General features: G+C 70.5%; 10 protein-coding genes. 9 read left to right on the top strand and 1 reads right to left on the bottom strand.

The features are described from left to right. Nucleotides 1-8: 8 nt before the first annotated feature. The 9 genes from ftsW to OG948_RS10695 all read left to right on the top strand — a co-directional run bounded on the left by ftsW (nt 9) and on the right by OG948_RS10695 (nt 8677). The gene (ftsW, locus tag OG948_RS10735; RefSeq protein WP_406295750.1) at nt 9-1331 is read left to right on the top strand and encodes a putative lipid II flippase FtsW; all 1323 of its coding nucleotides are present in this window, start codon (nt 9-11) and stop codon (nt 1329-1331) included. 5 nt (nt 1332-1336) lie between these two features. Then, on the top strand, nt 1337-2431 hold the full coding sequence (murG, locus tag OG948_RS10730) for an undecaprenyldiphospho-muramoylpentapeptide beta-N-acetylglucosaminyltransferase (RefSeq protein WP_395862436.1): 1095 nt from the start codon (nt 1337-1339) through the stop codon (nt 2429-2431). A gap of 20 nt (nt 2432-2451) precedes the next feature. Further along, the gene (locus OG948_RS10725) at nt 2452-3276 is read left to right on the top strand and encodes a cell division protein FtsQ/DivIB (protein WP_406295749.1); all 825 of its coding nucleotides are present in this window, start codon (nt 2452-2454) and stop codon (nt 3274-3276) included. A gap of 290 nt (nt 3277-3566) precedes the next feature. Next, a complete protein-coding gene (gene ftsZ, locus OG948_RS10720; RefSeq protein WP_395862440.1) occupies nt 3567-4739 on the top strand; it encodes a cell division protein FtsZ in 1173 nt (390 codons plus the stop codon). Nucleotides 4740-4797: 58 nt separating this feature from the next. Beyond that, nucleotides 4798-5529: a peptidoglycan editing factor PgeF gene (gene pgeF, locus OG948_RS10715; RefSeq protein ID WP_406295747.1), complete on the top strand. Its 732-nt coding sequence runs from the start codon at nt 4798-4800 to the stop codon at nt 5527-5529. A gap of 43 nt (nt 5530-5572) precedes the next feature. Continuing rightward, on the top strand, nt 5573-6298 hold the full coding sequence (locus OG948_RS10710) for a YggS family pyridoxal phosphate-dependent enzyme (protein ID WP_406295746.1): 726 nt from the start codon (nt 5573-5575) through the stop codon (nt 6296-6298). A gap of 73 nt (nt 6299-6371) precedes the next feature. Beyond that, on the top strand, nt 6372-7016 hold the full coding sequence (locus OG948_RS10705; RefSeq protein WP_026218733.1) for a cell division protein SepF: 645 nt from the start codon (nt 6372-6374) through the stop codon (nt 7014-7016). Nucleotides 7017-7081: 65 nt separating this feature from the next. After that, the gene (locus OG948_RS10700) at nt 7082-7366 is read left to right on the top strand and encodes a YggT family protein (RefSeq protein WP_020552920.1); all 285 of its coding nucleotides are present in this window, start codon (nt 7082-7084) and stop codon (nt 7364-7366) included. 45 nt (nt 7367-7411) lie between these two features. Continuing rightward, entirely contained in the window at nt 7412-8677 is a 1266-nt protein-coding gene (locus OG948_RS10695; RefSeq protein WP_395862445.1) for a DivIVA domain-containing protein, read from the top strand. A 153-nt stretch (nt 8678-8830) separates the two neighbouring features. On the opposite strand, the gene ileS is transcribed toward OG948_RS10695, so the two are convergent. Continuing rightward, on the bottom strand, nt 8831-11980 hold the full coding sequence (gene ileS / locus OG948_RS10690; RefSeq protein ID WP_406295744.1) for an isoleucine--tRNA ligase: 3150 nt from the start codon (nt 11978-11980) through the stop codon (nt 8831-8833). Between the last annotated feature and the right edge of the window lie 322 nt (nt 11981-12302).

Raw genomic sequence — 12302 nt, 5'->3', positions numbered from 1 at the left:
GGCGAGCGATGGCCGCCGGTCCGCAGACGCGCGAGGCACGCCCCACGCCCACCGCCGACAAGCGGCGGCCGTGGGGCGGTTCGCGGTTGCCCAAACCGCGCGCGAGGCCCGCGCCGCGTCCGGCCGGCACGGCGCGCCGCGAACTGCGCCGGGCCCTGGACAGCCCGCTGACCGCGTACTACCTGCTGCTCGGCTCGGGCCTGCTGCTGACCGTGCTGGGTCTGGTGATGGTGCTCTCCGCGTCGCAGATCACCTCTCGGACGATCTACGGCTCCTTCGACGAGATCTTCACCAAGCAGTTGATCGCGGTCGCCATGGGGTTCCCGCTGATGTGGATCGCGTCACGTCTGCCGCTGCGCTGGTATCGCCGGCTGGCGTACCCGTTCCTGATCGGCTGCGTCGGCGCGTTGTGCCTGGTCCTGGTGCCCGGCCTGGGCATCGAGGTGAACGGCAACCGGAACTGGATCGGCTTTGGCTCGTTCCAGATCCAGCCCTCCGAGTTCGCCAAGCTGGGCCTGGTGTTGTGGGGGGCCGACGTGCTCACCCGCAAGCGCCGGCTGCTCGGCCAGTGGCGGCACATGTTCGTCCCGCTGCTGCCCGGCGCCCTGGTGATCCTGTTCCTGGTGCTGCTCGGCGGCGACATGGGCACCGCGATGATCATCACCGTGCTGGTGTTGGCGCTGTTGTGGATCGCCGGCGCGCCGGGTCGGTTGTTCGCCATGGCGATCGCCGTGGTGGCCGTGCTGACCACCGTGCTGATCGTGCTCAAGCCGCACCGGGCCGCCCGCTTCGCGGGTTTCCTGGACCCGTTCTCCGACCCCAACGGCAGCACGCTGCAGGCCGCGCAGGGCATCTACTCGCTGGCCACGGGCGGCTGGTTCGGCAGTGGAATCGGGACGAGTTACGGCAAATGGGGCACTTTGCCCGAGGCGCATACAGACTTCATCTTCGCCGTCATCGGCGAGGAATTGGGTCTCGTGGGGACGCTGTCCGTACTCACCCTCTTCGCGGCCCTAGGCTATGCAGGTATCCGCGTCGCGAGTCGGACGAAAGACCAGTTCGTACGGCTCGCCGCGGGTGGCGCGACCGCGTGGATCATGGCCCAGGTCATGATCAACGTCGGAGCGGTGCTCGGCCTGCTGCCGATCGCCGGAGTGCCGTTGCCATTGGTGTCCTACGGAGGTTCCGCCCTGCTTCCGACCATGTTCGCCGTGGGCATGCTGTTGTCCTTCGCCCGAGGTGAGCCAAAGGCCGAGGCGGCGCTCGCCGCACGCGGGCCCGGGGCGGTTCGTCGAGCGTTCGCGCGGATCCTGCCGCGCAGGGATGGGTGAATCAGGTGCATGTCGTCCTTGCCGGCGGAGGAACCGCCGGGCACATCGAGCCCGCTCTGGCATTGGCGGACGCGCTGCGCCGCCAGAACCCCAATGTGGGTATCACGGCGCTCGGCACGGCCAAGGGCCTGGAGACCAAGCTCGTTCCCGCTCGCGGCTACGAACTCGCTCTCATCCCGGCCGTGCCGTTGCCGCGCAAGCCCACGCCCGAGCTGATGACCGTCCCCGGTCGACTGCGCGGCACCATCCGCGAGGCCGCGGCCGTCCTGGAGCGGACCAACGCGTCCTGCCTGGTCGGCTTCGGCGGCTACGTCGCGCTGCCCGGCTACCTCGCGGCCAAGCGCCAGGGCGTGCCCACGGTGGTGCACGAGGCCAACGCCCGACCGGGCCTGGCCAACAAGATCGGTGCCCGGTACACCCGATTCGTCGCGGTGAGCACGCCCGACAGCAAGCTGCGCGGCGCCCGCTACATCGGCATCCCGCTGCGCCGCGCGATCGCCACGCTGGACCGCAACGCGCTGCGCGACGAGGCCCGGGCGATGTTCGGCCTGGACCCGATGCGGCCCACGCTGCTGGTGTTCGGCGGCTCGCAGGGCGCCCGGCGGCTGAACGAGACGCTCGCCGCCACCGCGCAACAACTGCTCGCCGAGGGCGTGCAGGTGCTGCACGCGGCCGGCCCCAACAACGAGTTGAAGATCACCTCGCCGCCCGGCGGACCCGCCTACGTCGTGGTGCCCTACCTGGACCGGATGGACCTGGCCTACGCGGCGGCCGACATGGTGCTGTGCCGGGCCGGCGCGATGACCTGCGCCGAACTGGCCGCGGTCGGCCTGCCCGCGGCCTACGTACCGCTGCCGATCGGCAACGGCGAGCAGCGGCTGAACGCGCAGCCCGTGGTCAAGGCGGGCGGCGGTCTGCTGGTCGACGACGCGGACCTGACCCCGGACTGGATCCGCTCCTCCGTGCTGCCGGTGCTCACCGACGCGCGCAGGCTGCACGACATGGGCAAGGCGGCGGCCGAGTTCGGCCGGCGGGACGCGGACGAGGAGTTGGTCCGGATGGTCCACGAGGCGATCGCCGCCGCGCGGTTGCCCCAGTAGCGCGGGCCGGGGGAGCGTTCTTGCCCGTCACGAGGGAGCGTGCGCCGGGGCGTCCGGCGAAGGCCGGGCGACCGCCGCGCCGGCGCTGGACCAACCTGCGCCCGCTCCTGGTCCTGGTGCTGCTCGTGCTGGTCGCGGTCACCGGTTGGGCGGTCGTCTACCACTCGCCGTTGCTGGACACTCGCAAGGTGGCCGTCGGCGGCCTGGGCACGCTGCCCCGGGACCAGGTCGCGCACGTGGCGGCGGTGCCGATCGGCGAGCCGCTGGCCTCCGTCGACCTGGACGCGATCCGGGCCAGGGTGGCCGCGATCCCGCGAGTGGCCTCGGTCCGCGTCGAGCGGGACTGGCCGCACACGGTGCGGATCTCGGTGCGCGAACGGGTGACCGCACTGGTGATGCCGGACGCGGGCCGCTATGCGGAGATCGACAAGGACGGCGTACGGTTCGGTACGGTGGACGCCGCGCCGCCGGGGGTGCCGGTCGTCAAGGCCGACGCCAACACGGTGAGTACGCAGACGCTACGGGGGGTGGTGCAGGTGGTATCGGCCTTGCCGCCGCCGGTCGCCCAACGTGTACGCGACATCACCGCCCGAACGCGCGACGACATCGTGCTCGTGCTCGACAAGGGCGAGACCGTGCTGTGGGGCGGGGCCGACGCGTCCGACCGCAAGGCCCTCGTACTCGCGGCGCTGTTGCCGCGGCCCGCCAAGTTCTACGACGTCAGCGCGCCCGACGCGCCGGTGACCCGAACCCAGCCGTTTCCCTCGCTCGCGCCGCCGGCGCCCGTGCAGTCGTTACCCCCGGTCGCACCCGCGGCGGCGGTTTCGACCTCGCCCGCCGTGTGACGTGGAGCGAAAGCACCCCGTCACTGCGATAAAACAATAGGGACAGGTTCGGCGTGTTCGTTGAACCGTGTCCGATGGGGACCTAGTGTCGGCCTAGCCCCAGGTTGACAAAGCAGTAATCCGCACCGTTCGCATCGGCGGCGTTCGACGCGAATCGGTGTAACTCTATACCTGAGGGTGAGGGTTTTGGTGGCTCGCGGAAATCGCGTCCCGACCTCCCCAAGTCGGCAAATGTCGGCATGCCGGAACCACGGCGTGCCGACCGGAACTCGAGGCGAGAGGCCTTCGACGTGGCAGCACCCCAGAACTACCTCGCAGTCATCAAGGTGGTCGGTATCGGCGGTGGCGGTGTCAACGCCATCAACCGGATGATCGAGGTCGGTCTCAAGGGCGTCGAGTTCATCGCGATCAACACCGACGCCCAAGCCCTCCTCATGAGCGACGCCGACGTCAAGCTCGACGTCGGCCGGGAATTGACCCGCGGCCTCGGCGCCGGCGCCAACCCCGACGTCGGTCGCAAGGCCGCCGAGGACCACCGCGAGGAGATCGAGGAGGTCCTCAAGGGGGCCGACATGGTCTTCGTCACGGCGGGTGAGGGCGGCGGCACCGGCACCGGTGGCGCCCCCGTGGTCGCCAACATCGCCCGTTCGCTCGGCGCGCTCACCATCGGCGTGGTCACGCGCCCGTTCACCTTCGAGGGACGGCGGCGCGCGAACCAGGCCGAGGACGGCATCGCGCAGTTGCGCGACGAGGTCGACACCCTGATCGTCATCCCCAACGACCGGCTGCTCTCCATCTCCGACCGGCAGGTCAGCGTCCTGGACGCGTTCCGCTCGGCCGACCAGGTGCTGCTGTCCGGTGTGCAGGGCATCACCGATCTGATCACCACGCCCGGCCTGATCAACCTGGACTTCGCCGACGTCAAGTCGGTGATGTCCGAGGCGGGTTCGGCGCTGATGGGGATCGGCTCGGCGCGCGGCGACGACCGTGCGGTGGCGGCGGCCGAGATGGCCATCTCCAGCCCGCTCCTGGAGGCGTCCATCGACGGCGCCCGGGGCGTGCTGTTGTCCATCTCCGGCGGCTCCGACCTCGGCCTGTTCGAGATCAACGAGGCCGCGCAACTGGTCAGCGAGGCCGCGCACCCCGAGGCCAACATCATCTTCGGCGCGGTCATCGACGACGCGCTCGGCGACGAGGTGCGGGTCACCGTGATCGCGGCCGGCTTCGACGGTGGGCAGCCGCCGTCCAAGAGCGAGTTGGGCAAGCCGGCGACCACGACCCAGGCGTCGCGGCCCGAGCCGGTGGGTCGACCCGCGTCCAACCCGGGCCCGGGTGTGCTGCACGACCCGACCCCGGCGCCGACCAGCTACCCGGCGCCGACCACCCCGGGCCCGCGCACGCCGCTGGTGCCGGAACCGATCAAGGACGATCTGGATCTCGACATCCCGCCGTTCATGAAGTAGAAGACAATCGGCAGGTTGCAGCAGTAGCGAAAAAATTCGGACAAGGGGTGAGCCCGACGTGTTCACGCGAAGGGCCGCCGCCGGCGGCGCCCGTTTCGCCTTCACCGACCGGTGGGGCGGCACGGGCGCCGCGCCGTATGACGAACTGAACCTCGGCGACCATGTGGGCGACGATCCGCGCGTGGTCGCCGCGAACCGCGCGCGCACCGCCGAGGCGCTGGGCCTGCCGCCCGAACGGGTGGTGTGGATGAACCAGGTGCACGGCAACACGGTCACCGTCGTCGACGGTCCCTCGGCCGAGCCGCTGCCCGCCACCGACGCCGTGGTCACCGCGACCCCGGGCCTGGCACTCGTGGTCCTGGTCGCCGACTGCACCCCGGTACTGCTCGCCGATCCGCACGCCGGCGTCGTGGCCGCCGCGCACGCCGGGCGGCCCGGACTGGCCGCGGGCGTCGTGCCCGCCGCGATCGAGGCGATGCGCGCCCTCGGCGCCGACCCGGCCCGGATCGTCGCGGAGACCGGCCCGGCGGTCTGTGGCGCCTGCTACGAGGTTCCCGAGGCGATGTGCGACGAAGTGTCCGCAGTTGTCCCGGCGGCCCGCGCACGCACCCGTGAGGGCACTCCGGGGCTCGATATCCCGGCCGGCGTGTGGGCGCAACTCGCCGCGCAGGGGGTCGGGTCGGGTGAGAAATCGCACATCTGCACACGCGAGTCGGCGGACCATTTCTCCTACCGGCGGGACCGGGCCACCGGTCGGATCGCCGGCTACGTGTGGCTCGCCGAGGGCTGACCCCGCCCGGGCGCGTTCGGCCGCCGTCGGCGACGATGGGCGAATGGAAACGCACGTTCATCCGAGCGCAGACCCCGCCGGGCGAGGCGCCGAACTCGCCGCCAACCTGGCCGCCGTCCGCGATCGCATCGCCGCCGCGTGCGCCGCGGCCGGTCGCCCGCGCGAGGACGTCACCCTCGTCGTGGTGACCAAGACCCACCCGGCGAGCGACGTGCGACTGCTCGCCGGACTCGGCGTCCGCGACGTGGGCGAGAACCGCGACCAGGAGGCCGCGCCCAAGGCGCTGGCCACCGGGGATCTCGACCTGACGTGGCACTACGTCGGGCAACTCCAGACCAACAAGGCCAAATCGGTGGCCGGTTACGCCGATGTGGTGCACTCGCTGGACCGGGTCCGACTCGCCCACGCGCTGTCCGCCGCGGCGGTTCGGCAACACCGCACGATCACCGCACTGTTGCAGGTCAGCCTGGACGAAGACCCGGCGCGCGGCGGGGTGTCGCCGACCGATGTGGCGGAACTCGCGGACGTGGTGGCCCGGGCGCCGAACCTGACCCTGGGCGGGGTGATGGCGGTGGCCCCGCTGGGCGTGGAACCCGCCCGCGCGTTCGCCGGGTTGCGAGAAATCGCAACCCGCCTACGCGAAGCCCATCCGACTGCGAACATGGTTTCCGCGGGGATGAGCAACGACCTCGAAGCGGCCATCGAGGCCGGGGCGACACATGTACGCATCGGTACTGCGGTGCTCGGAGTCCGGCCTTCCCTCCGGTAGCGTCGCCGTGAAGTGGATCGCACGACCCACGGTGACCTCAGCCGATCCACCGTGAGACCGGAGGAAGCGGAACATGGCCGGCGCAATGCGCAAGATGGCGGTCTACCTCGGCCTCGTGGAGGACGATGTCTACGAGTATGACGATTACGATGAGGACGACATCGGCCAGGACGGCCGCGACCGGGTCGAGCGCACCGATCGTCGCGAGGAGCGGCGGGACGAGCGTCGTGAGGAGCCACGTGAAGTACGCGAACCGCGTGGGGAATCGCGGGAACGTCGCGAGGATCTCGTTCGTGGAGCTACTGCCCTTCGCGAAGCGGGGGCCCTTCGCGACGAAGGCCGCCTTGAAGAACACCGCGCAACAGTGTCCGCCATGCCCGAACGCCGTCCCGAGAGCAGCACACCGGTGACCGTACACAAAGTCGTCAGCGAACGTGAGCCCTACCGCATCACGACGCTGCACCCGCGTACCTACAACGAAGCCCGCACGATCGGCGAGCACTTTCGCGAGAGCACGCCCGTGATCATGAACCTGACCGAAATGGAGGACACCGACGCCAAGCGCCTGGTGGACTTCGCCGCCGGTCTCGTGTTCGGTCTGCACGGCAGCATCGAGCGGGTCACCCAAAAAGTCTTCCTCCTGTCGCCTGCTAACGTCGATGTGACAGCCGAGGACAAGGCCCGCATCGCCGAGGGCGGGTTCTTCAATCAGAGCTGAGGTGTGCGAAAACTGAGGCTAGGTGCGGTCCTGACCAGAAGGACGGCACGCGAGGGGGCAGGTACATGAGCATCGCGCTGGAGATCATCCGCATCGTGCTCTACTGCTTTTTGATCGTGTTGTTCTTCCGCTTGGTGATGGACTACGTGTTCCAGTTCGCGCGGTCGTACGAGCCGCGCGGGGCCATGGTGGTATTGCTGGAGGCGACGTACTCCATCACCGATCCACCGTTGAAGTTGCTGCGCAGGTTCATTCCTCCGCTGCGCCTCGGGGGTGTAGCACTCGACCTGTCCTTCTTCGTACTGATGATCATCGTCTACATCCTGATCTCCGTCGTGGGCAGGCTGTAAGCGGTACCGTCTGTCCGATGCCGACGATCACGCTGAGGTGAAGAGATGCCGTTGACCCCCGAAGACGTGCGTAACAAGCAGTTCACGACCGTCCGTCTCCGTGAGGGCTATGACGAGGACGAGGTCGATGCGTTCCTCGATGAGGTCGAGGGCGAACTGACCCGACTTCTCCGGGAAAACGAGGACCTGCGAGCGAAACTCGCGGCGGCGACCCGTGCCGCCGCGCAGAGTCAGCAGCAGGCTCAACAGCGCAAGGAGCGCGAGCGCCCCGACGCACCCGTCCCGGCAGCCATATCCGGGCCGACCCCGGTTCCCCCGCCGCCCCAGATGGGTGGACCGCAGGGGATGCAGGGCGGCCAGCACCAGATGCAGGGCGGCCCGCAGCAGCTCGGTCCCGGTGGACCGCAGCAGCACCCCATGGGGGGACCGCAGCAGCTCGGTCCCGGCATGAGCGGTCAGCACCAGCTCCAGGGCCCGCCGCAGCACCAGCTCCAGGGCGGCCCCGGCATGCAGAGCGGTCAGCACCAGCTGCCCGGTCAGCAGCAGCACCAGCTCCAGGGCGGCCAGCACCAGCTGCAGGGCGGCCCCGGGATGGGCAATTCCGGCATGAGCGGGCAACACCAGCTCCAGGGCCCGCCGCAGCACCAACAGCAGCTTCAGCAGCACCAGTTGCAGGGCGGCCCGCCGCAGCTCGGTCCAGGTGGACCGCAGCAGCAGATGGGCAACCCCGGTGGCGACAGCGCCGCCCGGGTGCTCGCGCTGGCGCAGCAGACGGCGGACCAGGCGATCGCCGAGGCCCGCTCCGAGGCGAACAAGATAGTGGGCGAGGCGCGCACCCGCGCAGAGGGCATGGAGCGCGACGCGCGTTCCAAGGCGGACGCCCTCGAGCGGGACGCGCAGGAGAAGCACCGCGTCGCGATGGGCTCGCTGGAGAGCGCCCGCGCCACGCTCGAGCGCAAGGTCGACGACCTGCGGGCGTTCGAGCGCGAGTACCGCACGCGCCTGAAGTCGTACCTGGAGAGCCAGCTTCGCCAGTTGGAGTCCCAGGCCGACGACTCGCTCGCGCCGCCGCGTACGCCGGCCACGGCCTCGTTGCCGCCGGCCATGTCGTCCGCGCCGGTACCGATGTCGCAGTCGATGTCCCAGCCTTCGTCGATGTCGCCGGCCATGACGCCGTCGATCGGGCAGCAGATGAGCCCGGCCATGACGCAGCAGATGTCGCCGGTGCGTCCTCAGGCCCCGCAGCCGCAGCAGATGCAGCAGCCGTCGCCGATGCGCGGGTTCCTGATCGACGAGGACCCCGACAACTGACCGGCCACTGAGCGTCGGTCGGCACATCCGAGAAGCGCCCGCCCCCTCCGGGGGGACGGGCGCTTCTCGGGTTTTCGGGGCATTTCGGGTGACTCGGGATGGTTCGGGCGGGATGGTTCGGGTGGGGCGGCCGGGGCCGCCCCACCCGTCGGCTCACACCTTGCGCAACCAGAACCGCAGGCCGAGCGCGGGGTCGCCGTGCTCGAACAACTCCTCGTCCTCCGGCGAGCCCTGGGTGAACTGCGTCGCCAGCACCTCGTCGGCGACCTGGACGCCGTGCGCGAGCAGCGCCGACGTGGTCTCCTCCGACTCGTCCGCGGCCCACCACACCAGGATCCGGTCGGACACCTCCAGGCCGCTGTTCTTGCGCGCCTCCTGGATCAGCCGGACCACGTCGCGGGCCAGGCCCGCGAGCCGCAGTTCGGGCGTGATGGTCAGGTCGAGCGCGACGGTGGCGCCGTCCTGGCCGGCCACCGTCCAACCCTCGCGCGGGGTCTCGGTGACGATGACCTCCTCGGCCACCACCTCGACCTCCTCGCCCTCGACCACGACGACGGCGCTGCCGGACGCGCGCAGCGCCGCGGCCAGCGTCCCGGCGTCGGCGGCGGCGATCGCCGCGGCCACCACCGGGGTGCGCTTGGCGAACCGCTTGCCCAGCGCGCGGAAGTTGCCCTTGGCGCTGTACTCGACCAGGTCGCCGCCCGCCTCGGACAGCGCCGCGACGGACACCACGTTGAGCTCCTCGGCGATCTGCTCGCGCAGCTCCCCGGACAACTCCTCCCAGCCCGCCGCGCCGATCAGCGCGCGGCCCAGCGGCTGCCGGGTCTTGACCCCGGAGTCCGCGCGGGTGGCCCGGCCCAGCTCGACCAGGCGCCGCACCAGCGTCATCCGCCGGCCCAACTCCGGGTGCACCAGCGCCGGATCCGCCGTCGGCCACGCGGCCATGTGCACCGACTCGGGCGCGTCCGCGGTGACCGGACGGACCACGTCCTGCCAGACCCGCTCGGTGATGAACGGCACCAGCGGCGCCATCAACCGGGTGACCGTCTCCAGCGCCTCGTGCAGCGTGGCCAGGGCGGCCGGCTCCGCGTTCCAGAACCGCCGCCGGGACCGGCGCACGTACCAGTTCGACAGGTCGTCCACGAACGCGGTGAGCGCCTTGCCCGCGCGCTGCGTGTCGTAGGCCTCCAGGGCCGCGTCCACGTCGCCCACGAGGGTGTTCAGCTCGGAGAGCAACCACCGGTCCAGCAGCGGGCGCTCGGCCGGGGCCGGGTCGCTCGCGCTCGGCGTCCAGCCGCCGGTGCGCGCGTACAGGGCCTGGAAGCTGACCGTGTTCCAGTAGGTCAGCAGCGTCTTGCGGACCACCTCCTGGATGGTGCCGTGCCCGACCCGGCGGGCCGACCAGGGCGAGCCGCCGGCGGCCATGAACCAGCGCACCGCGTCCGCGCCGTGCCGGTCCATCAGCGGGATCGGTTCGAGCGTGTTGCCCAGGTGCTTGGACATCTTCCGGCCGTCCTCGGCCAGGATGTGCCCCAGGCACACGACGTTCTCGTAGGAGGACCGGTCGAACACGAGCGTGCCGACCGCCATCAGCGTGTAGAACCAGCCGCGGGTCTGGTCGATCGCCTCGGAGATGAACTGCGCCGGGTAGGACTGCTCGAACAACTCGCGGTTGCGGTACGGGTAGCCGAACTGGGCGAACGGCATCGAGCCCGAGTCGTACCAGGCGTCGATCACCTCGGGCACCCGGACGGCCCGCCCGCCGCACGTCGCGCCGTCGCCGCTCTTGGCCCGGCAGTCGAAGACCACCTCGTCGATGAACGGCCGGTGCGGGTCCAGGCCGGATAGGTCACGCCCGGTCAATTCGGACAGTTCGCCCAGTGAGCCGACGCAGGTGAGGTGATCCTCGTCGCACCGCCAGATCGGCAGCGGCGTGCCCCAGTAGCGGTTCCGGGACAGCGCCCAGTCGATGTTGTTGTTCAGCCAGTCGCCGTAGCGGCCCCACTTGACCGTGTCCGGGTGCCAGTTGGTGCGCTCGTTCTCGCGCAGCAGGGCGTCCTTGACCGCGGTGGTGCGGATGTACCAGGACGGCTGCGCGTAGTACAGCAGCGCGGTGTGGCAGCGCCAGCAGTGCGGGTAGCTGTGCTCGTACTCCAGGTGCCGGAACAGCAGCCCGCGCTCGCGCAGGTCGGCGACCAGCGCCTCGTCGGCCTTCTTGAAGAACTGCCCGCCCACCAGTGGCAGGTCCGGTTCGAAGGTGCCGTCCGGGCGGACCGGGTTGACCACCGGCAGGCCGTACGCCCGGCAGGTCCTGAGGTCGTCCTCGCCGAAGGCGGGCGCCTGGTGCACGACACCCGAGCCGTCCTCGGTGGTGACGTAGTCGGCGAGTACGACGAAGTTGGCGTCCTCCAGCGGCAGCAGGTCGAACGGACGCCGGTAGGCCCAACGTTCCATCTCCCGGCCGGTGAAGCGCTCGCCGGTGGCCACCCAGCCCTCGCCGAGCGCCTTCGCCACCAGCGGCTCGGCGACCACCAGGCGCTCCTCGCCGTCGGTGGCCACCACGTAGGTCACGTCCGGGTGCACCGCGGCGGCGGTGTTGGACACCAGCGTCCACGGCGTGGTGGTCCACACCAGCAGCGCGGCCTGCCCGGCCAGCGGCCCGGAGGTGAGCGGGAAGCGCACGTAGACCGAGGGGTCCACGACCGTCTCGTAGCCCTGGGCGAGCTCGTGGTCGGACAGCCCGGTGCCGCAGCGCGGACACCACGGCGCGACCCGGTAGTCCTGGGTGAGCAGGCCCTTGTCGAAGATCTGCTTGAGCGACCACCACACCGACTCGACGTACTCGGGATCCATCGTCCGGTACGCCTTGGACAGGTCGACCCAGTAGCCCATCCGGGTGGTCAGGTCCTCGAACGCGCCCACGTGGGTCATCACCGACTCGCGGCACTTCGCGTTGAACTCGGCGATCCCGTACCGCTCGATGTCCGGCTTGCCGGAGAAGCCGAGCTGCTTCTCCACGGCCAGTTCGACCGGCAGGCCGTGGCAGTCCCACCCGGCCTTGCGCGGCACGTTGTAGCCGCGCATGGTGCGGTAGCGCGGGAACACGTCCTTGAACACGCGCGCCTCGATGTGGTGCGCGCCCGGCATGCCGTTGGCCGTCGGCGGGCCCTCGTAGAAGACCCAGCGCGGGCCGTCGGCGTTCTGTTCGAGGGAGCGCTCGAAGATGTCGTTGTCCCGCCAGAACGCGAGGACCTCGTGCTCCATGGCGGGCAGGTCGACCTGCGCCGGTACCGGGCGGTACATGTGGCTTCCTTCCGCGGGCTGTGATGCGTGCCTACCGAAGGGACGAGACCGCCGTGCGCCGGTCCCGCGGTACCACCCTTCTTGGCCGCGCGCCGCGAGGGCGGGCACAACCCACTCGTGTGTGCGAGGGCCGGTTCTACGGGCCGATCCGGGATCGCATCGACCTTTCCTCCGACAGCTCCGGGGTGATCTTCACGTCGCGCACACCCCCGGGCTCACACCGTCCCCGGATCGCTGATGGCTGCGTGCGGCGCTACTCGTCCCCATCGACACCGTCTCGCTCTGCGGATTGTACGACCCGAACGGGTCGTCGTGCCTCCGA

The sequence above is a fragment of the Embleya sp. NBC_00888 genome, from assembly GCF_045207655.1.
Classification (GTDB): Bacteria; Actinomycetota; Actinomycetes; order Streptomycetales; family Streptomycetaceae; genus Embleya.
Note: the sequence above shows the minus strand (reverse complement) of the source record. Positions and strands in the feature narration are given on the sequence as shown.

What these genes read in the sequence shown, in the direction of transcription:
- ftsW (WP_406295750.1), top strand. Translation starts at nt 9, where the DNA reads ATGGCCGCCGGTCCGCAGACGCGCGAGGCACGCCCCACGCCCACCGCC.
- OG948_RS10710 (WP_406295746.1), top strand. Translation starts at nt 5,573, where the DNA reads ATGGAAACGCACGTTCATCCGAGCGCAGACCCCGCCGGGCGAGGCGCC.
- OG948_RS10705 (WP_026218733.1), top strand. Translation starts at nt 6,372, where the DNA reads ATGGCCGGCGCAATGCGCAAGATGGCGGTCTACCTCGGCCTCGTGGAG.
- OG948_RS10700 (WP_020552920.1), top strand. Translation starts at nt 7,082, where the DNA reads ATGAGCATCGCGCTGGAGATCATCCGCATCGTGCTCTACTGCTTTTTG.
- OG948_RS10695 (WP_395862445.1), top strand. Translation starts at nt 7,412, where the DNA reads ATGCCGTTGACCCCCGAAGACGTGCGTAACAAGCAGTTCACGACCGTC.
- ileS (WP_406295744.1), bottom strand. Translation starts at nt 11,980, where the DNA reads ATGTACCGCCCGGTACCGGCGCAGGTCGACCTGCCCGCCATGGAGCAC.